Source organism: Psychrobacter sp. MF31 (genome assembly GCF_012847335.1).
In the GTDB taxonomy this organism is placed as follows: domain Bacteria; phylum Pseudomonadota; class Gammaproteobacteria; order Pseudomonadales; family Moraxellaceae; genus Psychrobacter.
In genome coordinates this window covers 106,341-130,266 of the sequence record NZ_JABBDX010000001.1, presented here as the reverse complement: position 1 = coordinate 130,266, position 23,926 = coordinate 106,341, and the positions used below count along the sequence as shown (strand labels likewise).

The following is a 23,926-nucleotide window of genomic DNA, read 5'->3' as shown; positions in this document are numbered from 1 at the left end:
GAATGATCCTTGTTTCTAATTACGTTTTAAAAGCCATGTTCAATGTCAAAACCGTCAGCTTAAACGCGATGGCAAAAGACAATTGGGGTGCCTCATTTTACAAAAAAAATAGCCAACAACACATCGGCATTGTTGGCTATTTGTGTCTTTATTCAGCAGATAGTAGCAAAAAAGACAGATTTTGGTCAAATATTCGCTTTTAAAAAGCTGATTTTAATATCAGACGCGATAATTTTATTAAACACGATAGTTTGGCGCTTCTTTGGTAATTTGAACGTCGTGAACGTGCGATTCTTTCATTCCCGCTGAGGTTACTTCAACGAACTGTGGCTTTTTGCGCATCTCTTCAATGGTCGCGCAGCCGGTGTAACCCATAGATGATCGCAAACCGCCGACCAATTGGTTGACGATCCCTGAAACAGGACCTTTGTAAGGAACGCGACCTTCGATACCTTCTGGAACCAATTTTTCAACGCCTTCTTTGGCATCTTGGAAATAGCGATCCGAGGAGCCATGCTGACCTGACATTGCGCCCAAGCTTCCCATACCACGATACGCTTTGTAGTAGCGACCTTGGAACAACTCAACCTCGCCTGGCGCTTCTTCCGTTCCTGCCATAAGCGAACCAATCATGATGCAAGATGCCCCAGCAGCAATCGCTTTTGCCAAATCGCCTGAATATCGGATACCACCGTCTGCAATCAAAGGAATGCTGTCTTGAAGCGCGCTTGCAACGTTATCAATGGCAGAGATTTGCGGAACGCCAATACCGGCAATGATTCGGGTGGTACAAATGGAGCCAGGACCAATTCCTACTTTTACTGCATCGGCACCTGCATCACGAAGGGCTTTAGCAGCGTCCCCTGTGGCAATATTGCCACCAATGACTTGGATTTGGGGGTAATTTTTTTTAACCCAATTGACTCTATCAATCACGCCTTTTGAGTGACCATGAGCGGTATCAACAACGATGACATCAACGTCAGCAGCAACTAAGGCTTCAACGCGAGCTTCGGTGTCCGCCCCTGTGCCAACAGCAGCGCCAACCCGCAGGCGACCTTGATTGTCTTTACAAGCATTAGGATTATTTTCAGCTTTGGTAAAGTCATTCACGGTGATCAAACCGCGCAGGCGAAACTCATCATCAATCACGATCACTTTTTCGATGCGGCGCTCATGAAGCAATTTTTTAATGTTCTCGTTGCTTTCACCTTCATGAACCGTGACCAGCTGCTCTTTTGGGGTCATGATTTGACTGACTGGCAAAGACAAGTTGGTTTCAAAGCGCCAATCGCGATGGGTGACGATACCAACGACGTTATCCGTACCTTTTTCAACCACCGGAACGCCTGAAATATTATTGTCTTGGGTAATTCGAAGCAGCTCACCAACGCTCATTTCAGGGTGGACGGTGATGGGATCAACCACAGTTCCGGCTTCAAATTTTTTGACGCGGCGAACTTGGGTCGCTTGCTGGGCGATGTCCATATTTTTATGCAAAATGCCCAAACCACCAAGCTGCGCCATGGTGATTGCCATTTCAGACTCAGTTACGGTGTCCATCGCTGCTGAAATAAGCGGCAAATTGAGCGAAATCTCTTTGGTCAATCGGGTGGTTAAATTTGCCGCTTTTGGCAGCACTTCAGAATAAGCGGGCAACAATAAAACGTCATCAAAGGTAAAGGCTTTATCGACAATTCGTAACATACAATCCCCTAGCAGTGGTTATTTTGGCGGTGAGCGCGGCAGGTTTTAGCAAAATCCCCCACTCATTTTTCACAAAACTGTTGTGATATTTTTGTGATAAAGGCGAAAAGGGCTTGCAAAAAACATTTCCCGATGAAAATAACGCCACATTATACCAAAAAAGCCAAGTCGATATTTGAATTATTTCTACTTGCCGCTATTTTTTTATGATCGTCAGGTTTGCTGTTGTTAATTAGCCGCGTCGCCAAGTGGTTCCTGATCGGCTGTCTTCAAGCTCAATGCCTGCATCTTTTAATTGCTGGCGAATCTCATCGGCGCGAGCAAAGTTTTTATCAACTTTGGCGGTAGCACGATCACTAATTAACGCTTCAATCGCCGAATCACTCAAACAGTCACTATTATCTTGACCAATGATTGCTTGCAAAAACTGCTGAGCCGGCTGCTGCAAGATATTTAACGGCTGAGCAAGCGCTTTTAACATGACGGCTTGCTGCCAAGCACTGCTTACGTCATTTTCTTTAATGGCTTTGTTGATATCGCGCGCCAGCCCAAATAAAACACTAATCGCAGCTGAAGTATTAAAATCATCGTTCATGGCGCTGATAAACTCTTGACCCGCTTGACTTTGCCAAGCTTTACTGATGAGTTCATCGTCAAGATAAATGGCTTGTGAATTTTGTTGTTCAGCAATTTTTAACGCATGGTACAATCTACTTAGGCTATTATGAGCTTCCGTCAATGCGCTGTCTGAAAAGTTAACCTGACTGCGGTAGTGACTCGACAATAAGAAAAAGCGAATGGTTTCAGGATGAAACTGTGCCATCACATCGCGAATGGTAAAAAAGTTGCCCAAAGATTTGGACATTTTTTCGCCATCGACATTGATAAAGCCCACGTGTATCCAATTGTGAGCATACTCGCAGCCCGTTGCCGCTTCGGATTGCGCAATCTCATTTTCATGATGCGGAAACTGCAAATCGTGACCACCGCCATGAATGTCAAAGCTGTTACCTAAGCAATGCGTTGACATCGCCGAGCATTCAATATGCCAGCCGGGTCGACCTTGACCCCAAGGTGATGACCACTGCGGCTCCCCTATCTTTGCGGCTTTCCAAAGCACAAAATCAAATGGATGGCGCTTATTATCATCCACTTCAACGCGAGCGCCCGCCTGCATGTCCTCCAAATTGCGCTTGGACAATTTGCCATAATCTTTAAAGCTGTCGATGGCGTAATAAACATCGCCATTGTCCGCTTTATAAGCGTGGTTATTTGCGACCAGTTTGCCAATCATCGCTTGCATCTCATCGATAAAATCGGTAGCTCGCGGCGCCTGATTTGGCGGCTCGCAACCAAGGGCGGTGGCATCTTCGTTCATAGCAGTAATAAAGCGCTCAGTCAGCTCATTGATGCTTTCATTATTTTCAATGGCGCGAGCGATAATTTTGTCATCGATATCAGTGATATTGCGAATATAGTTGACCGAAAATCCAAGGGTTTTTAGCCAGCGCACCACCATGTCAAAGGCAACCATGACGCGAGCATGACCAATATGACAATAATCATAAACTGTCATTCCGCAAACGTACATGCCGACCTGACCGGCATTTAGCGGCTTAAATACGCGCTTTTTTGCAGTTAGTGAGTCATAAATTGTCAAGTTGTCCATGGCGTCAGCAAGGGGCGTAGACATGAGTAGTCGCCTTTTAATAATTCAAAAAATAAATAAGAAACCAGCTAAAATGACGCATTGCTTTTATCAGCAGTCGCAATCGCGCTAGCAATCGGTTATCTTAGCGAAAATTGCTAAAAAATGCCACAATGCCAATTTTAACTTTTAACCAAAATCGAATCTCAACCAAAAAAAGGAAACGAGTTGTTATGGGAAACCGCTTAAGTAAAATTTATACCCGAACGGGCGATGATGGCAGCACGGCAATGGCTGATGGCAGCCGCGTGAGTAAAGCCGATGTGTTGTTTGAGGTGATGGGCGATGTTGATGAGCTCAATTCGCAAATCGGCTTGGTTCGCGCTTTACTCAATGACACTCAACACAATAATGCGCTTCCTGAGCGTGTTCTTCACAATGAAGAAAATAACAGCGCAAGTTTTGCGCAAAGTTTAACCATCATTCAGCATTTGCTATTTAATATCGGCGGTGAGCTTGCCATGCCAGAATATGTGGGTGTGACGGCAGCTCATATCACATGGCTTGAGCAGCAAATCGATGCGATGAACACGCATTTGCCGCCGCTTAAAGACTTTATTTTGCCAACAGGGTCAGTGCTTGTTAGCCAGCTTCAGGTTGCAAGAAGCGTTTGCCGCCGCGCTGAGCGTCAAGCCGTTCGCTTAAAGACTAACGCTCCTGACGCCATCACCAAATCGGCGCTACAATTTATCAATCGCCTATCGGACTTTTTATTTGTAGCAGCAAGATTTTGCACCGATTCTGACCAAAGCCGCGAGGTACTTTGGGACAGTCAAGTGCTGAGCGTTTTTTCTGAAAAATAGAGGTTGAAAATCACAGATAAAAAAGGCTTACCTATCGTAAGCCTTTTTTACTCTGTCTTTATTATTTCAATGCAACGTTATAAAACCTTTCCTATCTAAGTTTTAATAAGCGCCTCTAAATTTTAATAAGTGCCGTTTTCTTCAATGATGACCATATCAATGCTGTCATCTTTTGGTGCAGCAGGTTGCGGCTTGGCACTTGTACTTGGCGTGCTAGCACTGCTGTTTGCCGAACTGCTTGCGCTGCTATTATTTGAACTTGATGAGCTGCTGCTTGAGCTTGGGGTTTGGGCACTTGAGCTGCTTTGGCTATTTGAGCTGGTGCTTGAACTTGGTGGTTCGGCAGGTTTTGATGAGGGTTGAGCAGGTTTTGCAGGGGCGGTCGGCTGAGCAGGTGGTTTTGGCTGAGCGGGCGCAGCAGGTCTTGTAGCGCGAACGACAGGCGCTGAGCCTTGATTGCTGCTTGATTGCGGCAAGCTTTGGCTTTGATTATCAAGCGCTGATTTGAGCATCGAGCTTGCCACCACGTCAGCAGCGGCAGTGAGCAGCGGCGGGTTACTGACAATTCGCACTTGGACTTGACCGTTTTGCGCGCCAACAATATAGGTGAGCGCATCATCAATCATCGTATTGTCTGACATGCGCAAATTGTCTTGCGCCACTTGTGATTGCAGCGTTGGATGATTGTTTTCAGCATTTAGCTGATTGGTCAAAAACACATCTTCGCTTGGCAAAGCAAGACTGATCGCTGCCTGACAAGTGGTGATGCCATTGGCATTTGCCGCTTGAAGCATGGAAATATTGTTAATACCAACGCCAATATTATTAATTTTATTGCGAACCATACTGGTATCTAAGCTAACATCTGCCTCGCTACCATAGCCGACAACCAGCGATTGCGACTGCTGATATAAGGCATTTTTAAGCGCATTTTTAAGCCGATCTTGAACCAAAGGGTCTTGACAGCCTACTGCTGGCGCCACATCGCTATTGTCAACCACCACCGTTTCTTCAGGCGCATCTTCTGATTTATCCGCTTTGCTACAACCGGCAAGCGCCATCCCAACCATCACACTTATCCCTGCTATTTTTGCCAAATTTGACCACATTAGCTGGGGCTGTTTTGCTGCGCTCATTTTGTCTTGCTCCTAAACTTTTGAGTAAAATGAAGCCATTATACGAAATTTATAATCGTGGGTCATTACTTACGCGCATTGATCCGCCATTAAATTATCCAGTAAACTGTCGTTTTAACGGCTTAAATTTTAAAACTCAACTTTTTAAAGCATAAATGTCAAAAATGCAGAGTTTAACAATTTAAGGTTTAACCTTTGATTAGGACGCAATCATGATTGCACTCAACCGAACTCAGCTGTTAGGGCATCGCGGCGCGCGCAGTGAAGCGCTTGAAAATACCTTATTTGGCTTTGAACATGCCAAACGTTTGCAGTCACTTGGTCTTGCGGGCATTGAGTTTGACGTTCAGCTCACCTTTGATGGTCATTTGGTCGTGTTTCATGATGACACGCTGCAACGGCTTTGCGGCAATCAATCTAGGATAGACCAGTTAACCTTAAAAGAAATCCGCCGCCAACTGCAATCTGGGCACCCGATCATTACGCTTGAAACGCTTGTTCAAGTTCTCAATGCCTCCGATGCTATTGCTGCAACCTTTAGCCATATTGAGCTTGAGATCAAAACGCATGGCAGAACCTCTCATCAAAAACTGATTCAAGCGCTTAATACCGCGTTTAGCGGCGCTGAAATTCATAAATTGCCCATAGCATTAACCACCTTTGATCGCCAGCTTTTGCAGCAATTGCAGCGCCATCCTGTACTAAAACAAATCCCGCGTGGGTTGTTAATCCGAACTCCTGAAGCCTTAACTTACGCCGCAAACAGCGCGCTTCAGCTTGGCTGCCAACAACTGGGCGTTTATTATCCTTTATTAACTCAAGCGGTTATCCAAAATTGTCACCGCTATGGCTTAAAGGTAAGCGCTTGGACGGTCAATGATCTTGAGGTAGTCAAGCAACTGGTCTTTTGGCAAGTGGATGTCATTATCACTGACATTCCGACACAGATTTTGTGATCTTTTTATTTTTTCTTGATTGTTTTTTAATCTCTAGTTTTCGTTTACTAATAAACACTTGGACAAAATATTCGCGATTTGATTACAAACTATGCTAAATCCTGAGAGCTTGTAGGGTTTTATTGGTAACTGTAACTAAAATTCATACAAGTTATTGTTATTTAGCAATATTTTTATAGTGAATAAGCGTTCACTTTCCCAATTAATTCAGGTAATATAGAGGCTGAAATCAATACCGCTAGGGATATTATATGATTGCAAAAAAAGCAATGGGCTTGCCGCTAAAAGGCTTGCGATTCGCAATCCAATCTGGTGACGCATTAATCCAAACTGCTGGGACAGGGGCGCTACGCTTTAAAACGTGGCTTGAGGATAAAAATGCATCAAAAACCAACTCGCCAGATCAGGCAAGCAGTTATCTCACTCAGCCGTCAACGCCTACGGATGTGACCATCAATGAGGTGATCGACATCCGGGAGCTTGAATTTAAAAAAGCGCCGATCAACTGGATTCCGGCAACGATTTTGGTCGCAACGCCACTTGCCGCAGCCGTTATTACCCCGTGGTATTTGCTTACTCATAAAGTCAGCTTACCGGTTTGGGGCGCATTTGGCTTTTTCATGGCATGGACAGGGCTTAGTATCACCGCAGGCTATCATCGCTTGTTGTCGCATCGCGCTTATAAAGCCCATCCCGTTGTTAAAAACTTTTTATTAACGGGCGCAACCTTAGCGGTTCAAGGTTCTGCCTTTGACTGGTGCTCAGGTCACCGAAGCCATCACCGTCATGTTGACCACCGAATGGACGACCCGTACTCAGCCAAGCGCGGTTTTTGGTTCAGTCATATCGGTTGGATGCTCAAAAACTACCCAAGTGGCAAGTTTGACTATAAAAACATTCCCGATTTGACCAAAGATAAAACGCTGCAAATTCAGCACAAATACTACGGTCTTTGGGTGCTGGCTGCCAATTTAGGACTGGTCACTGCAGCAGGACTTTTGGTTGGGGATGTTTGGGGAACGCTTGTATTAGCAGGATTACTGCGTTTGGTGCTCACCCATCACTTCACCTTTTTTATTAACTCGCTATGCCATATGTTTGGGTCGCGACCTTATACTGATACCAACACGGCTCGTGATAACTTTATCTTAGCGATTTTCACTTGGGGTGAAGGCTATCATAACTACCACCACTTCTTCCAATACGACTACCGAAATGGCGTGAAATGGTGGCAATATGACCCAACTAAGTGGCTGATTGCAGCGCTATCAAAAGTGGGATTGACCAGTGAGCTACGCACTATTGATGACGCCACCATTAAACATGCTGAAGTTCAAATGCAGTTTAAACGCGCCCAAGAGCAAATCGATACCGTCAACACCAGTGGCATTGATCTGCCGCAAGCGATGATCCACTTCCAAGAGCGCATCAAACTTGAATTTGAGGCGTTCACGCAAACGGTTGAGGAATGGCAAGCATTAAAGACCAAAACCATTGAGATGAAAAAGACTGAGTTTGCTGACCGCTTGCATGAAGTCGATGAAAAGCTTAAGCATGAATACGCGAAAATCGAACAAAAAATCGTTGCCCATAACGACAATCTAAAAATCGCCTTTCGCTCTTTAGGGTTTGATCAAAAAGCTGCTTGATGCCCTAAATAAAAACGATTTTGTTTTCTCCTCCCTCTAGCTGACATGGCTAGGGGGATTTTTTTATGTTGCTTTTTATAGCGAGTTTTTTCGTCCGATTGCTGCTGTGATATAGTGGTTAAAAATTAAGGATTATTCTCATGAATTATCAAAACACTTATGCGAAATTAGACCCAAGGCTGTATCATCGGCAGCCGCCAACCCCACTTGATGCCCCAATGCCCGTTCATTTTAATCAAAAATTGGCTGATAAACTTGGTTGGTCAGATGATAAGGAATTAATGGAAAATTGGGTCGATATCATCGGTGGCGCTTACGTTCCTGAGGATTTTTGTCCGCTTGCGATGGCGTATGCCGGTCATCAGTTTGGGCAATGGGCAGGTCAGCTTGGCGATGGTCGCGGATTACTTTTGGCGCAAGTGATCGATGGCAATGGTAAGCTTCAAGATTTGCATTTAAAAGGCAGCGGGTTGACGCCCTACTCGCGGATGGGCGATGGTCGGGCGGTACTTCGAAGCAGCATTCGTGAGTATTTGGGCGGTCATGCGCTCACCCATCTTGGTGTTGCCTCATCAGAAGCGCTTGGGATTGTGACTTCCAAAACACCGGTTCAGCGCGAAACGATTGAAGCAGGAGCGGCGCTGATTCGGGTGGCGGATTGTCATATTCGGCTAGGTCATATCGAATGGATTGCAAGCTTTGCCCCTGATCTATTAAAGCCATTTACCGAGTATATGATCGCTACGTATTATCCGGATTGCCAATCGGCGGACCATCCTGTTTTGGCATTTTTAGAAACTGTCGTCAAAAATACGGCGCGCTTGATTGCAGATTGGCAACTGATCGGCTTTGCGCATGGCGTGATGAATACGGACAATCTATCGATTACCGGAAGTACGCTTGATTTTGGACCTTTTGGCTTTATGGAGCGCTTTAATCCGGCTTGGATTAACAATCATTCAGACTTTACCGGACGCTATGCCTACCAAAATCAGCCTGCGATTGGGCATTGGAACTTAAATGTTTGGCTGCCGCACTTTATGCGCTTATCCGGCGTCAGTCGCCAAGCGCTCAGCGATGCGCTTTCTCATTATGAGCCCACTTTTATGCAGCATTATCAACGGGGGCTTTGCGACAAACTGGGATTAGCATTTGATCAAGACAGCTTAAACCTTGCGTTTGATTGGTTAACTTTATTAGAAGATTATCGCTTAGATTATACCAACAGCTTTCGTGCGCTTTTGGCATTGGTTGACCCCGATAAATTTACTTTTGAAGCCAAGTTACTTGCCACGATCAATCAAGACATCCAAGCAAAAGGGCAAAACGCTGTCCAATCTTGGCAAGATTGGCAATCGCGCTACCAAAACCTTTGGCAAAATTTGCCACAAAAAGACGTTGTTAAGCGCCTAACCGAAAGCAATCCCGTTTATATCTTGCGCAATGATATGGCGCAACGGGCAATTATTGCCGCTGAAAAAGATGACTTTAGCGAAGTTTCACGATTGTTTGAACTGCTCAGTCAGCCATTTATCGTTCAAGATATTGCTACCGAATTAGATATTACACCACCTGATAACAATGCACCGCCGCTTGCGATCAGCTGTTCATCTTGATTTTATCTAAAAAATAGCAGTTTTAACAATGACTTAGGTATTAATTGATAAATTTTTTATATTTTAAACGTCTATTATTAAAATGCTAAATGCTATCTATAAAATTTTCATATATTTTTGTACGTTAAAATCAGGTTGACTAGGCAGCGATTTGGCAATAGTGCTAGAATAAGTTGCCTATCAGCAAAAAAGGCTGATGATCATCGATCGTGCTTTAAAGATGAGACCTAGATCAAGCGATCGCTTTAATTTTATCTTTTAATGATGGCCACTATTATGACTGACGATACGAACTCGAACACGGAAAATGCAAACTTGGACAAAGAGCAGTTTGAACAAGCCGCTTTGCACTACCATGCCAATCCTCGCCCTGGTAAAATTTCAGTTACCCCAACCAAACAGCTTGCCAACCAGCGCGATCTTGCACTGGCTTACTCGCCTGGCGTTGCCGTACCTTGCCTTGAGATTGCAAGAGACCCTACCCTTGCAGCAAGATATACCGCCCGTAACAATTTGGTCGGCGTCATTACTAACGGAACGGCGGTTCTCGGTCTTGGCAATATCGGACCTTTGGCATCAAAGCCGGTCATGGAAGGTAAAGGCGTATTGTTCAAAAAATTTGCGGGAATTGATGTCTTTGACATTGAAGTGGCGCAAAATGATCCGGACAAATTTATCGAGGCGGTCGCCGCTTTAGAGCCAACCTTTGGCGGAATTAATTTAGAAGATATTAAAGCGCCAGAATGTTTTAAAATCGAGCGCGAACTGCGCAAACGCATGAACATTCCGGTATTTCACGACGATCAGCACGGCACGTCCATCATTGTTGGTGCGGCATTGTTAAACGCACTATTGATCGCTGATAAAAAAATCGAAGACATCAAAGTGATTTGTTCAGGCGCAGGGGCGGCTGCGATTTCGTGTCTTGATTTATTGTGCGCGCTTGGCGTTCAAAAAGAGCATATTTATGTGTCAGACTCTCGCGGCATCATTTCAACCAGTCGCGATAACTTGGATGAGTCTAAAGTTCGTTATGCCCGTGATACTGATGCGACCACGATCAACGAATTGATCGATGGTACGGATATGTTCTTAGGGCTTTCTATGCCAGGAACGCTCACCCCTGATATGGTCAAACGCATGGCGCGAGATCCGATTATCTTTGCGCTTGCCAACCCAACGCCTGAAATCATGCCAGAAGTTGCGCATTCGGTTCGCCCAGATGTCATTATGGCAACCGGTCGCTCAGATTATCCAAACCAAGTAAATAATGCCCTTTGCTTTCCTTATATTTTCCGCGGCGCGCTCGATGTTGGTGCAACAACGGTTAACGAGGAGATGAAAATTGCTTGCGTGCGCGCTATTGCGGCTATGGCTCATGTTGAAGCTATGCCAACCACCACGCGCGCAAAAACGACTGACACTAGCAAAAGCTTTGGTCGTGACTATTTAATTCCAGGTCCTCTTGAGCCAAACTTAATCATCGAAATCGCCCCTGCCGTTGCCAAAGCCGCCATGGAATCTGGCGTTGCAACTTTACCGATTGACGATTTTAGAGCTTATCGTCAGCAATTGTCTGAGTTTGTTTATAACTCAGCATTTGTGATGAAGCCTATTTTTTCACGCGCCAAAACCGATCCAAAACGCATTGTTTATTGTGAAGGCGAAGACCATAACATCTTGCTTGCCGTTCAAGTGGTCGTTGATGAAGAGCTTGCCAAACCCATCTTGGTTGGTCGACCAGCCATTATTGAAAAAAACATTCAGCGTTTAGGACTGCGCCTAAAAGATGGCGAAAACATCACCATCGTCAATCAAGACGACGACCCACGCTACAAAGATTACTGGCAGGGTTATTACGAAAAAAACAAACGCTGCGGCGTTAGCCCCGAGCTTGCCCGCCGTGATGTTCGCCGCAAAACGTCATTGATCGGTGCGCTTTTGGTTGAAAATGGCGACGCTGATGGCATGATTTGTGGCACGTTTAGCCATTATCATCTGCATTTAAGATATGTCCAAAGCGTCATTGGTAAAAAAGAAGGCGTTAACGACTTTTACGCCATGAACGCCGTCTTAATGCAAGATCGTAACGTATTTATCGCGGACACTTATATCCACGATGATCCTACCGCTGAGCAACTGGCAGAAATGACAGTTTTAGCCGTTGCACAAATGCGCCGCTTTGGCATCACCCCGCGAGTGGCATTGGTATCGCATTCAAACTTTGGCACCTCAGATCGCCCAAGTGCCGTCAAAATGCGCAAAGTTTATCAATTGCTAAGCGACATGAACGTTGACTTTGAATTCGATGGTGAAATGCAAGGCGATGCGGCGCTAAACGAGCGCATTCGCTTAGACGACTTGCCCTCAAGTACGCTTAAAGGTTCGGCAAACTTACTGATCATGCCTTCAGTTGATGCTGCAAACATTGCCTTTAACTTACTGAAAACGGCAACCCAAAGCGCCTCCATTGGTCCTATCCTGCTTGGCGCCAATAAACCCGTTCATATCTTGACCCCATCGGCAACGGCGCGCCGCGTGGTTAATATGACTGCGCTTGCCGTTACGGAAGCTCAGGATTTGGAGAATAAGCAGCTTCGCTAGTTAGCAATTTTAAAAGATGAGAAAGACCTCACTTGCTCATCACTGAGCCAATATCGTAAGATATTGGCTTTTTTATTACCAACATTTATTTTTTAAAATAGCCCGTGCGATTTTAAAATGAAGGAAAATCATCATGAAAGTTTATTTGGTAGGCGGCGCTGTTCGTGACCAACTGCTTGGGCGACCGATCAAAGATAAAGACTTTGTCGTGGTCGGCAGCTGTGTTGATGAGATGCTTGCCGCCGGATTTCACCAAGTGGGTGCTGATTTTCCAGTATTTTTGCACCCAAAAACCAAAGAAGAGTTTGCCCTTGCTCGAACCGAGCGCAAGTTGGGTCACGGCTACCAAGGCTTTCAAGTGTTTGCCAGCCCTGAGGTGACCTTGCAAGACGACTTGGCGCGCCGAGATTTAACTGTAAATGCCATGGCAATTGAGGTGACAAGCTTGAGTGACAGCTCTCCAGTTGATAACCAAGTTATTGATTACTATGGTGGTCTTGAAGATATTAAAAATAAATCCTTGCGGCACGTTTCAAGCGCGTTTAGCGAAGATCCGCTGCGAGTGCTACGAACGGCACGATTTTATAGCCGCTATTCCCCTCTTGGCTTTAGCATTGCTGAGGAAACTTTGGCATTGATGACCTCACTGGTTGACAGTGGTGAGCTTGCTCATTTAAGTTGCGAGCGCATTTGGCAAGAATCAAGCCGAGCGCTCATGCAAGAGGCACCGCAGGTTTATTGGCAAAGTCTTGATGAGATCGGCGCGTTACAAGCCCTTTACCCGAAGCTTGATGACGCTTGGCATCAACATAAATCAAGCCATCAATTACGATTGCAAGTTTTTGCAAGCCTTGAACTTGCCCAAAGTTTTCAACTAAATTTGCAGCAGCGATGGGCATTATTAATGACTAGCTTTAATTCGTCATCAACTACAGAACTAGAAAATACACTTACCACTATCCGTACCTTTGGCAATGAAAACAAAGTTCCCAAAAATATCACCCAATTTGCCCTTTGGTTTATAACGCATCTTGAAATTTTGACCAATTTTGAGGCAGTTGATGCCAATGATTTGGTAGAGTTGATTCAGTCTATTTCGGCAGACAAACATCCCAATCGCTTTATCGAACTCATGAAAGTTGCACAAACTTGGCAATTGGCAAGCCAGAAAATTAAGATGTCACAAGCGATTGATGACTATAACAGCATCTCGATTAAAAATATTGACCCCAATTTACAAGGCGCGGACATCGGCATCGCTATAAAACAAGCAAGAATTGATAAGATTAAGGCTCAACTGGGCGCTGATGTATAATATGACCTCAAGTTTTTCTCAAAAAACGGACGCACCCGTTATGCTAGTCACCGGCGCAGCAAAACGTATCGGCGCGGCGATTATTTGCGCGGCTCACGATCAGGGCTACCGCGTCATTATTCATTGCCATCAAAGTCATCAAGACGCCTTACATTTAGCAAAAAAACTGAATGCCAAACGCGACAATAGCGCAGCGGTTATTAAAGCTGATTTGGTACTGGTCAACTGTCCGCAGAAACTGCAACAATTTACGCAAACGGTTATTCGCACTTTTGGTAGGCTTGACGTGTTAATTCATAACGCATCACGGTTTTATCCAACCCCGATTGGCGATATTAAGTTGCAGCACTGGGAGGAGTTGATGCTCACCAATGCCAAAGCGCCGCTCCTTTTAAGTCAAGCTTTAAGCCATGAGCTTGCAAGGTCAAAAGGCTGTATGATTAGCCTTCTTGATATTCATGGCGCGCATCAGCCGTTCTTAAATTATACGGTATATAATATGGCAAAAGCGGCGCATGCTATGATGGTCAAATCCTTGGCATTGGAGCTTGCGCCAAACCTTCGCGTTAATGGCATTGCTCCGGGGGCGAACATTTTACCCGAAGATGACAGCGACCAAGGATTAAGCGACGAGCAAAAGCAGCAAATCGGGCGCTCCATTCCGATGCAGCGCTTAGGAATGCCCGAAGATATTGCTGATTGCGCTTTGTTTTTGGCAAAAGCAAGCTATATTACCGGCGAAATCATCACCATTGATGGCGGTCGCAGTCTGACCATTGCTGGCGGTTTGGGTTGAAATAACGGCTCATCTTTTGCTTGATAATTTCAAAAAATCAGGTATCATAATGCTTCTCAATTAGGGCCTATAGCTCAGTTGGTTAGAGCAGAGGACTCATAATCCTTTGGTCGTAGGTTCAAGTCCTACTGGGCCCACCACATATCAAATCAGGCTTGTTCGTAGCGATACGGCAAGCCTTTTTTTATAAGGTTTTTTGAGTTTTACGAATATCTTGGTATATGGCGAATCACATAGAATATTGGTATATTTGTTGGTATAGATTATACCAACGTGGAGATATACCAACATGTCATTAACTCATACTATTATTAACAAACTAACCCCAAGTGAAAAATGTACCCCTAGCCGCCCTGACAAACACAGTGATGGCGATGGTCTTCAATTATGGGTAAGACATACTGGGAACAAAGTCTGGGTCAGCGCTTATCGCTGGCAGGGTAAACAGCAGTCGCTCACTTTGGGCAAGTATCCGGTGATTACATTACAGCAGGCACGCCAGCGTAATCTAGAAATAAAACAGCTGATCACTGAAGGAATTAACCCAAACGATAAGAAAAAAGAGAAGCGTGCTGAACAAGATGGCTCGAGGCTTTTTGATACTATTGCTCAAGCTTGGTATGCAGACCGCAAAACCATTTTAGCCCCTTCTACCTTTAGCCGTAACTATTCTGCTTATGAACGTGATGTAAAACCAATAATAGGTAATAAGCTTATCAACGATATTACCTCACCCGATATTTTGAAGATTGGTAAAAACGTCGAGTCACGCGGTGCTAATGAGATGGCTCGACGCATTATGGCCGAAGTGGGTCAAATATTTAAACATGCTATAAGAACAGGCTTAGCGACATATAATCCTGCAGCAGATTTATCAGCGGCAATTAAACCGCATAAAACCAAAAACCACAGCCGAATCACTTCAAAAGAGCTGCCTCAACTTTTAAAAGATATTGATAATTATACTGGTCATATCACAGTTAAATTAGGCTTATGGTTCCTATGCTATACGTTCGTACGCACCAATGAGCTTAGATTCATGGAGTGGTCAGAGATAGATTGGAACGATAGAACTTGGCGAATACCTGCCGAAAAAATGAAAATGAATCGCCCTCATATAGTTCCCCTTGCATCTCCAGTTATAGAAATATTAAAGCAAATACAAGCACTAGGGTTTTCGGACCAATATGTATTCTATAACCCCTCAACTCGCAAACCATACAGCCAAAATGCTTTTATTAACGCGCTTTATCAGATGGGCTATAAATATAAGATGACAGGACACGGTTTTCGAGGGCTAGCGAGTACCACCCTGCACGAACAAGGTTATATGCATGAAGCTATAGAGCTACAGCTTGCTCATGAACAAGAAAACAAGATAAGTAAAGCTTATAACGGAGCGCAGCATTTAGATTATCGTCGAGATATGATGAATGCGTGGGCAGATTTTATAGATAATAGTTTTCGAAAAGGTTATTGATTTTTATGTTAAAAAGTAGTGATTTTTATAATTTTAAAGACTCTGTTGCACTTTTCAAAGATATGATAGATAAAAGCATAAGTGACACTGAAGTGTATAGAAGAATAAAATCTGGTCAATTGACCCCCTATCTTGACTACAAAGGTGCTGCCCACCTTACTAAAAATGGAACAGTTTTGAGAGGTATTGACTATGTCTTCAAACTCTTTGAAGAAGAGTTTTATGTTTCGGGTATATTTAAGTTATCTAACGAAAACATATTCCTTTCAGAATTTTGTCTTGAAGCTATCTTAGGAGTTGGAAATCCTGTAGCTCAAGAAATTAAGATCTATAGTATTAGTAATGAAAATCTAAAAAATAAGGATCTTTCATTAGGTTATTGTTTATATAATATAAATGACAAGATAAATGAAAAACACCTAAAAACTGGTTTGAAATGCGAAATAGTTTTTGATAAAGAAGAATTACTAGATATAGTCAGTGAATATAAAAACAAGCAAAGAAACGATTATTTAGAAAATGAACTTGAAGAAGCTAGAGAGCATATTGAACGTTTAAAACGTGGTAGAAACCTATTAGAGGTAGAAGTCGATAGATTAAAGAGAGATCTGCGAGCTACTCAACTTCAAGAACCTACTGAAAATCTAAATGATGTGAAGGACAGCGCCTATCGTCTTATATTCGCTCTTAAGGATATAATATTGGGATTAGACCAAGAGTCCAAAGTTTTATCTACTGAGAAAAAGAACAAAATCAATTTTGTTAATCAAAGTGAAATAGTTGATCACATCACTGCTAAGGAGACTCCAAAGCTCAGCAAGAGCAATATTGAAAAGATCTTCACAGAAGCTAACAAACGTAGTTTAGACTAATTTTCGCAAGTTGCGATTTGCAAGTCGCAAGTTGCGATGACTATGTATGATTCCTACCTTATATTCTAGCTACACCGTAACTGTTCGTTGCGGTGGATAATCATCGTAATATACGGAGACGCTAGAATGAAAGATTCTACAAAGAATACCCAAACTGAAAAAAGTGTGGTTAGTAACCTTTTGCCGCTTCAGGGAATGTCTAGAGCAAAAGACATTCTGCCACTTTTACCATTTTCGAGAACGACTTTACATGAGTGGAGTAACGATGGTAGGTTTCCTGCAAGTGTTAAACTATCTCCAAAAATGGTGGCTTGGCGAAATGCGGACGTTTTAGGGTGGCTAGAAAAGCAAAGCCTAAATCCTTCTGATGTGCAGGAGGAAACTAATGATTAATTCAAACAAAGAAAAAGCCCACGTTCGCGGCGTGAGCTTTTTAGATGAACTTAAGACTTTCAAGCCAGCAACCGAGCAAGAGCTATTATGCGATGCTTTATTACTAAAAGCTGATGGCTTGCTTGATAATCAACTGCTAGCAATCACAGCAAACCTAACTATAACCGATGGCGCGGACGCTGGCAAGATTGAGCAAACACAAGGCAGCATTGCCATTGCCTTGACTGATAAGCATGGCGAAACGGTAGGCGCGGTATTCTATCAGCCAAACGGTAAGCAGCCGCCTATCATCATTGATGATACAGGCTATGGCGCGATTGTTCTTGGTGACAATGATCCAAGCTATGAAGTGATTGCTTTTAATGGCTTAGACGATGGGCTGCAAGCTTATTACAAATGTATGGCGACCAATGAAAAAGTAACTATCATTGTAAGCGCCACAAACAAGCCGCATCACGTTAAAGCCATGATTCAGCACTGGGGCAGAACCCGCCGCGTTATCGTACCAATGACGCTTGATGATAAGACGACCTTAAATAGATTGTCAGGCGTTGAGGCACAAGCATTGGTAACAATCGCTGATTTTGCCACGATGTTAGGGACAGATGACAACCCTAAGCGTCTTGACGAGGTAAAAGCAGAAGCTGAAATCATCAACCTTGCTGACACCGCTTATTATCCTGAATGGCGAAAAGACAAAGCCGTCATGCTCAATGAGCCGATGATTTATGATGATGGGCGCTTTGAGCTTTACCACGATGGCTTATACCTTGCAAAATATAACCTTGATGACCCCGCCAACATTACCTTTAAGTATAAGATGCGGATTTGTTCAGCGCTTGAGGTTATCGCGCAAACCCGCGATGATACCAGCAACAGTTGGGGGCGGCTGTTAAAGTGGCATGATGCCGATAACAAATTGCACCAATGGGCGATGCCGCTTGCTTTGCTGCAAGGTGATGCAAGAGAGTACCGCCGCGAACTTGCCAATCAAGGCTTGCTTATCACTACCAATCAAAAGCACCGTGTTTATTTAGATGCGTATATTCAGGATTACCCCGCCTATCAGCGCGCGCTTTGTGTCAGTAAATTAGGTTGGTATGGTGAGCGTTTCGTTCTGCCTGATACCACACTAGGCGGCGATGATAACGAGCTTATCGTTTATCAATCAAGCCATGCCATCAATAGCACCTTAGCCCAAAAAGGCAGCCTTGAGCAGTGGCGCGATAATCTTTGCCAACCGCTTGCCGACCAGTCCCGCTTTGTATTCTCAATCGCTTGCGCCTTTGCAGGTCAGTTGCTTGAGCCGCTGGGCTATGACGGCGGCGGCTTTCATCTTTTGGGCTCAAGCAGCATGGGAAAATCGTTATCGCTCAAAGTGGCTGCTAGTGTTTGGGGCAATCCTGATAACTACGTTAAGACATGGCGGCAAACTGACAACGCGCTTGAAAGCACAGCTTGCCAGCATAACGACAGCTTTTTAGCACTTGATGAAATTAGTGAGTGTGACCCTAAAATCATTGGTAAATGCGTTTATATGATTGGCAACGGTCAAGGTAAAGGGCGTAGCACCGTCAGCGGTCACAACCGCAAAACATCGACATGGCGGCTTATATTTTTATCCAATGGTGAGGAAGCCTTAGACAAGTTTATGGCGCAAGTAGGGCAAAAGACTAATGCAGGGATTGAGGTTCGAATTGCTCATATTGATGCTGATGCGGGCAAGGGTTTAAAGACTTTTGATAGTTTGGTATTGGCAGCCACAGGCGAGGCGCAAGCCGACAAAATCAGGACGCTATCATCTAGCTACTTTGGCAGCGCGGGCATGGCGTGGCTTGAGTATCTCACCCAAGATAAAGCCGCCGTTACTGCTACCGCTAAAACATTCATTGATGAATTTATGAGCCGTTACCCTGACATTAAGGCGCAAGCTTACCGCGTTGGTACACGCTTTGCTATTGTAGCGGCGGCGGGTGAGATGGCAACCAAAGCGGGCATTACAGGTTGGCAAGCAGGACAAGCCACCAAAGCCGTAGCGACTTGTTTTGATAATTGGCTTGACAACTACGGACACGATGGGGAACACGAACAGCAGCAAATTATTGAGCATATCAAGTCATTTATTGAGCAGCACGGCTCAAGTCGCTTTCAGCCTTGCCATAGCAGTGTCTATCAGGACTTTATGGTGAAAATCCACAATCGGGCGGGCTATCACAACCTTGAAACGGGTGAATATTATTTCTTAACCAGTGTTTTTGATAAGGAAGTTTGTTCACCTTTTAGCAAAAAGAAAGTGCTACAAGTTTTAGAGGAAGCAGGGTTGTTGGTTATTCAGCAAAATGACCGCAAAACTTATAAGGTTCCGCCAAGACTTATTAGGGAGCGACCAAGCGTCTATGTGGTCAAACCTGATATATTTAACTGTGACCTTAATAATATGAACGGGACAGACGGGACGAGCCATATAGCACAAGAGTTAGCGCCGTCCCAAAATGAAATAATGCGATAATTAGAAACGGGACGGGACGCGCTTACAATCATTAATCCGTCCCGTTCGTCCCGTTCCGTCCCGAAAGTTTTTTTACTAATGGGACGGCTGTAAGCTAGTATTGGTAAGGGCTGTCCCGCCCGTCCCGTTAAAAAACTAAGGTATGACAAAACAATAATAAGACTTTCCAAGTGAGCGCCTTTTTGTTTTGCAACTCATATAAATTAAGCATAACTAACAGGTATTAACATCATGTCGAATTAAGAATAAACAATATATAATTAACCAACATTTTTTATGGGGAGTAAGTTATGAACATAAAATCAAAGGCGGTGAAGATATGTATTGTTATCAGAATCATAGCAATTTCTATTACGTCGTGGTAATCCCCCCTAAAAACAAGAAGACTCATAAATAGAGAATAACTGCCAAAATACATCAGCAGGAGAATCCTATGAGGAAGTCACACTTTAGCGTGTCATTACATTGAAGATCGCGGTATTAGCAAACGCCGTGCTTGCCTGATCTTTAACATTAGCATGACTTGTTATTATCACAAATCGGGCGCTTTGATATATGCCGTCAATCCCGTAGATCTAAACTTGGGAGATTTTAATTACGCCGCCTGACGATAAAAGTCAAACCACATCTGTCTTGGCGATTTATAGCCCAAACCCTTTTGAATTCTCGTCTGATTGTAATACAGCTCAATATATTGGCGAATGTCAGTCATTGCCGCAAATCTGGTTTTATAGTCTTGATGGTATATCAGCTCATTCTTTCTTGCGGAGCAGTGCTCCTCACCCGAAAAGCTTTCTATGGGCGCATTGTCGAAACAATTGCCACGGCCACTCATCGATCCTATGAACCCATGCTGATCAATGATTTTATGATAGGCATGGCTGCAGTACTGACTGCCGCGGTCTGAATGAACGATGAGCCCTTTAGACGGTCGTTTGTTTTTCACTGCGGCCATCAGCGCACGGCAGACTAAATCTGCGGTCATTCTGGGCCCCATGGCATAGCCGACCAGCGCTTTGGTGAATAGACCTTTCACCCCTGCTAAATACAGCCAGCCCTCATTTGTCCAAACGTAGGTGATGTCGCTGACCCAAGCTTGATTTGGGCTTTGCCGATCAAACTGCTGATTTAATACGTTGTCATAGACCAGCTTGTTATGGTTTGAGTCGGTGGTCACTTTAAAGCGCTTGTGACGGCGGCATTTGATGCCGTGCTGCTCTTTTATTCGCCGGATCATGTAGCGGCTGATCGTAAACCCTTGCTGGATTAAATGAGCGTGAAGCCTATCAATACCGTAGCGCTCCTGAGTTTGACGATGAGCGGCCTTGACCAACAGCTCGCACTGGTTGCGATGAATCTGCTGATCACTGATACCGCGCTTTGCCCAGTCGTAATAGCTTGAGGGGTTAACGCCAAGCACACGGCACATTCCATAAATGCTGAATTCCAAAAGGTGCGCTTTGATAAAAGCGTACTTTGCGAGCTGTTTTTCGCGAAGTACGCCGTTGCCTTTTTTAAGATCTCGCGCTCCTCTTCGGCAACTTTAAGCTGTCGTTTTAGCTGCTTTATTTCTTGAAGAGCTGTCATAAGATCAGGTTCATATTGTTCTGTGCCTATCAGCTTGCCTTGATGGGCTTTGTTGTTCCAGTTCGATAAGGTTTGCATGGCAATGCCAAGCTGTCTTGCTGTCGCTGAAACGTTGCCGTTATTGTCGGCAATCTTTTTAACAGCTTCGGCTTTAAATTCGTCGCTATAGTCAGTTCACCTTAAAAGAGTTATGGTTTGGATGAATATCATAAAACAGTTTTGATAAGTCATTTTCTATCCAACCTTGTCTTAAGAATTTTACTTGAGCCCATTTATTCTCCTACTCGAGCATAGCTCTCGCCTTGCGCTCGGGCAAAGCAGTGCTTTGCTTTATCCTCGCTCAGGGTTTAGATCAGGACTGTAAGGCGGCAGCCACAAGATGCGATGACCATAACGGTTGAGCAGCTTTGCAATGCGACGGTTTTTGTGAAAGGACGCATTGTCCATCACAATTACGCATTTGGTTTTAAGGCTTGGGATTAGTTTGTACTTGCACCAGTTATAAATCACCCGCCAATTGACGTTCTTTTCAATAAATTCTAAGGCAAACAAGGTCTTTTGATATAACGCCCCGATGACATTGGTACGTTTTTTACCTTGCCAATTGTAGCTGTCAATACAAGGCTTACCTATTTCAGCATAACCGTATGGTCTTATCGTTTCATGCTCAAAGCCACTTTCGTCCATATAGATGATGGGAAAGCCTTGTTTTTTGAAAGAGTGAAGCTTGGCTTCAAACTCAGCTCTTTTCATCGGGCAAGCGTTTGGGTGCTCTAAGGTCTTTTTTTTGCTGATTCCCAAACGTTTTAATGCCTCACAAATCCCTGAGGCACTGCAGTTTAAGCGGGCAGCACGTTCGTAATGATAGCTGTCGGGATAGTCCTCAACATCTTTGCGCAGCGCTTCATCGGGTATCTTTCGTGCAGTAACATTGCGGGTAGTTTTGCTGTGAAGCCGCTTCTTCCATTTTGAATAGTGGTCGGACTGATGTCATAAAATACGGCAGCTTCAGCAAAGGTCATGCCGTTAGCTAAGCTTTTAAGCACTTGTTTGCGAAAGTCTAAGGAATAGGTCATGATGAATTGAGGTGTCAGTTAAGATGTTTTGTTTTATAACATTTTTAGGGCGATTAGGCTATATAAGGGATTATTTTCTTGGTCATGATAAACTCCGATGAATACGTTTAGTTTACCAAGCTTTGCTGGTCAGTTTTGTCAGCATACATCAAATCAATAACGGCGGCTGAAAAAATATTAAAACTTATGCAATATGACGAACTAATAAAAAAGCCATCTAAAAAGATGGCTAGTTGTCGATAGGGATTGAGATAACCTTTAAACATTAAAGCCGATATGCTTTCCTGTGGGCAATTCAACGTCGATTCGAAGCTTTCCACCCATCGCCTCTACATACCTTTTCATGGTTGATATTTTAAGATCCTGACCACGATTTTCTATGGCAGAAAGCGAGGGCTGCTTGATGCCAAGGGTTTGAGCAAGCTCTTTTTGAGAGATTTCAAGCTCCTCACGAATGCGATAAAGCTGAGTTTCTAAAAGCAACTCTTCTGCCAGCTGTTGAATTCGAGCTTGGCTTTCGGCAGAGCGCTCAGCTAACAGTTCTTGGAGTGTCTTAGCCATTTGATGCGTCTCCTAAAGTTTTAAGATGAAGTTCGTACTGCTCATCAGCCGTTGCTATCATCTGTTGATAAAAGCGCTTTTTATTACCTTTATCAGCAATACAAAGCACAATCGCTTGCCGCTTTGGATCAAAGGCAAAAAAAGCTCTTAGTGGTTTACCTCGATGCTGAATTCGCAGCTCTTTCATATTGGTGAATTTTGAGTCATACACCGTATCAACTAAAGGCCGACCTAGGCTTGGCCCTTGCTGCTCTAGCACCACCAAAGCGGCAATGACTTTTTCTTGTGTTGACTGTTCCTGCTGACCAAGCCAGTCGTTAAATAGGTCTGTTGTGATGACTGTCCACATATTACAATCACTATATAGATTATAGCCTATATTATATAAGTAACTTAGAAAATTTTCAAATAAAAATAAGTGGGATTATTATCCATTACGTACGGATGTACTTGTAAGGCTTGAGCTGATGATATTTTTTAGCATATTTTTACAGTCAAAAACGAAGTTCTCACTTATAATTAGAACATTATTCGACTATTAGAAGACTATATTTCTATGAAAAATTATCAATTTAGCATGACTACCTTAGCGTTAAGCTGCTCATTGCCATTAACAGGCTGTCAGCAGCATCTTGCAGGTAAAAGTCCGAGCGCAACTCAGACGCCATCGCCTATAATGACCGATAAGCAAGCAAATAACAAAAATTACGTGGCGACCGATGGTTCTGGATCGACAAAAGATGGTATCAATCAGATGGCTGAAAATCCAGCGCAAAAAACCAGTATTTTTTATTACTACGTCAACCCTATAAGACCAGCTCAATCTGTGGCTCTCGTACAAGGTAAATTCGAATGGAAAGATGGTTGTATCTATTTAGTGGGCAAAGATGGTGTTTATAACACAGCTACGTTTCCCCTATATCCAAAGGAGATAGTGAACTGGGAGGAATCAAGCAAAACTTTGTTTCTAGCTGGACGCACTTATAAGATGGGAGATTTTATTTCAACAAATGGCCAGTATTCAGACTATGTACCTAATAGTCCTATTGGTAGAGAATATGAACAGCAAGGAAATGTAAATTGTTTAAAGTCCAAGTTAGTCCAAATCGGAACAGAATAACTAATTATTTTCCAGTTAGCGAATAATAAGTAGTTACA

Annotated in this window: 20 protein-coding genes, 1 tRNA gene and 2 pseudogenes; 15 read left to right on the top strand and 8 right to left on the bottom strand. The window is 43.8% G+C overall.

Annotated features, from left to right (window positions below; all coding sequences use genetic code 11):
- Window positions 1-2 precede the first annotated feature (2 nt).
- Window positions 3-203 carry a hypothetical protein gene (locus tag HF322_RS00525; RefSeq protein ID WP_169391442.1) on the top strand — a complete coding sequence of 67 codons (201 nt, stop codon included), beginning with the start codon at window positions 3-5 and terminating at the stop codon, window positions 201-203.
- A gap of 34 nt (window positions 204-237) precedes the next feature.
- On the opposite strand, the gene guaB is transcribed toward HF322_RS00525, so the two are convergent.
- Both guaB and cysS read right to left on the bottom strand, forming a co-directional pair.
- Window positions 238-1,707, bottom strand: coding sequence for an IMP dehydrogenase (guaB, locus tag HF322_RS00520; RefSeq protein ID WP_169391441.1), 1,470 nt, complete (start codon window positions 1,705-1,707; stop codon window positions 238-240).
- A 232-nt stretch (window positions 1,708-1,939) separates the two neighbouring features.
- On the bottom strand, window positions 1,940-3,400 hold the full coding sequence (gene cysS / locus HF322_RS00515) for a cysteine--tRNA ligase (RefSeq protein ID WP_169391440.1): 1,461 nt from the start codon (window positions 3,398-3,400) through the stop codon (window positions 1,940-1,942).
- 188 nt (window positions 3,401-3,588) lie between these two features.
- On the opposite strand from cysS, the gene HF322_RS00510 reads away from it, so the two are divergent.
- Window positions 3,589-4,218 (top strand): cob(I)yrinic acid a,c-diamide adenosyltransferase, encoded by a 630-nt coding sequence (locus HF322_RS00510; RefSeq protein ID WP_169391439.1) that lies wholly within the window; start codon window positions 3,589-3,591, stop codon window positions 4,216-4,218.
- A gap of 122 nt (window positions 4,219-4,340) precedes the next feature.
- On the opposite strand, the gene HF322_RS00505 is transcribed toward HF322_RS00510, so the two are convergent.
- Window positions 4,341-5,354, bottom strand: a complete 1,014-nt coding sequence (locus HF322_RS00505; RefSeq protein WP_169391438.1) for a hypothetical protein — start codon at window positions 5,352-5,354, stop codon at window positions 4,341-4,343.
- Window positions 5,355-5,566: 212 nt separating this feature from the next.
- Between HF322_RS00505 and HF322_RS00500 the strand changes: the two genes are divergently transcribed.
- The 12 genes and pseudogenes from HF322_RS00500 to HF322_RS11770 form a co-directional block, all read left to right on the top strand.
- Window positions 5,567-6,310 (top strand): glycerophosphodiester phosphodiesterase, encoded by a 744-nt coding sequence (locus HF322_RS00500; RefSeq protein ID WP_169391437.1) that lies wholly within the window; start codon window positions 5,567-5,569, stop codon window positions 6,308-6,310.
- A gap of 470 nt (window positions 6,311-6,780) precedes the next feature.
- A complete protein-coding gene (locus tag HF322_RS00495; RefSeq protein ID WP_375138514.1) occupies window positions 6,781-7,959 on the top strand; it encodes an acyl-CoA desaturase in 1,179 nt (392 codons plus the stop codon).
- 140 nt (window positions 7,960-8,099) lie between these two features.
- Window positions 8,100-9,575: a YdiU family protein gene (locus tag HF322_RS00490; RefSeq protein ID WP_169391435.1), complete on the top strand. Its 1,476-nt coding sequence runs from the start codon at window positions 8,100-8,102 to the stop codon at window positions 9,573-9,575.
- A 276-nt stretch (window positions 9,576-9,851) separates the two neighbouring features.
- Entirely contained in the window at window positions 9,852-12,179 is a 2,328-nt protein-coding gene (locus HF322_RS00485; RefSeq protein WP_308811467.1) for an NADP-dependent malic enzyme, read from the top strand.
- A gap of 133 nt (window positions 12,180-12,312) precedes the next feature.
- Complete coding sequence (locus HF322_RS00480; protein WP_169391434.1) at window positions 12,313-13,494, top strand: tRNA nucleotidyltransferase; 1,182 nt, start codon at window positions 12,313-12,315, stop codon at window positions 13,492-13,494.
- On the top strand, window positions 13,487-14,290 hold the full coding sequence (locus HF322_RS00475) for a pteridine reductase (protein WP_223193110.1): 804 nt from the start codon (window positions 13,487-13,489) through the stop codon (window positions 14,288-14,290). The genes HF322_RS00480 and HF322_RS00475 overlap by 8 nt, the downstream gene beginning before the upstream one ends.
- A gap of 63 nt (window positions 14,291-14,353) precedes the next feature.
- Window positions 14,354-14,430 (top strand) — tRNA-Ile (locus HF322_RS00470).
- A 149-nt stretch (window positions 14,431-14,579) separates the two neighbouring features.
- A complete protein-coding gene (locus tag HF322_RS00465; RefSeq protein ID WP_169391433.1) occupies window positions 14,580-15,770 on the top strand; it encodes a tyrosine-type recombinase/integrase in 1,191 nt (396 codons plus the stop codon).
- Between the two features lie 5 nt (window positions 15,771-15,775).
- On the top strand, window positions 15,776-16,642 hold the full coding sequence (locus HF322_RS00460) for a hypothetical protein (protein WP_169391432.1): 867 nt from the start codon (window positions 15,776-15,778) through the stop codon (window positions 16,640-16,642).
- A gap of 126 nt (window positions 16,643-16,768) precedes the next feature.
- Entirely contained in the window at window positions 16,769-17,035 is a 267-nt protein-coding gene (locus HF322_RS00455) for an AlpA family transcriptional regulator (protein WP_169391431.1), read from the top strand.
- Window positions 17,028-19,544, top strand: a complete 2,517-nt coding sequence (locus HF322_RS00450; RefSeq protein WP_169391430.1) for a DUF927 domain-containing protein — start codon at window positions 17,028-17,030, stop codon at window positions 19,542-19,544. Before HF322_RS00455 ends, HF322_RS00450 begins: the two co-directional genes overlap by 8 nt.
- A gap of 437 nt (window positions 19,545-19,981) precedes the next feature.
- Window positions 19,982-20,092, top strand: a pseudogene (locus HF322_RS11770) (IS3 family transposase); the annotation flags it as partial.
- Window positions 20,093-20,139: 47 nt separating this feature from the next.
- Here the strand turns inward: HF322_RS11770 and HF322_RS00445 are convergent.
- From HF322_RS00445 to HF322_RS00430, 5 genes and pseudogenes are all read right to left on the bottom strand, one after another.
- Window positions 20,140-21,263 (bottom strand): IS3 family transposase gene (locus tag HF322_RS00445; RefSeq protein WP_169391937.1). Its coding sequence is split into 2 segments (ribosomal slippage): window positions 20,140-21,065 and window positions 21,065-21,263, totalling 1,125 coding nucleotides; the frame shifts between segments, so codons are not numbered across the junction.
- Window positions 21,264-21,461: 198 nt separating this feature from the next.
- Window positions 21,462-21,932: a transposase gene (locus HF322_RS11595; RefSeq protein WP_258192769.1), complete on the bottom strand. Its 471-nt coding sequence runs from the start codon at window positions 21,930-21,932 to the stop codon at window positions 21,462-21,464.
- Between the two features lie 30 nt (window positions 21,933-21,962).
- A pseudogene (locus HF322_RS11590) lies at window positions 21,963-22,046 on the bottom strand (transposase); the annotation flags it as partial.
- A gap of 419 nt (window positions 22,047-22,465) precedes the next feature.
- Window positions 22,466-22,768, bottom strand: coding sequence for a helix-turn-helix domain-containing protein (locus HF322_RS00435; protein WP_169391429.1), 303 nt, complete (start codon window positions 22,766-22,768; stop codon window positions 22,466-22,468).
- A complete protein-coding gene (locus HF322_RS00430; protein ID WP_169391428.1) occupies window positions 22,761-23,117 on the bottom strand; it encodes a type II toxin-antitoxin system RelE/ParE family toxin in 357 nt (118 codons plus the stop codon). The genes HF322_RS00435 and HF322_RS00430 overlap by 8 nt, the downstream gene beginning before the upstream one ends.
- Window positions 23,118-23,324: 207 nt before the next feature.
- On the opposite strand from HF322_RS00430, the gene HF322_RS00425 reads away from it, so the two are divergent.
- The gene (locus tag HF322_RS00425) at window positions 23,325-23,888 is read left to right on the top strand and encodes a hypothetical protein (RefSeq protein ID WP_169391427.1); all 564 of its coding nucleotides are present in this window, start codon (window positions 23,325-23,327) and stop codon (window positions 23,886-23,888) included.
- The last annotated feature ends 38 nt before the right edge of the window (window positions 23,889-23,926 follow it).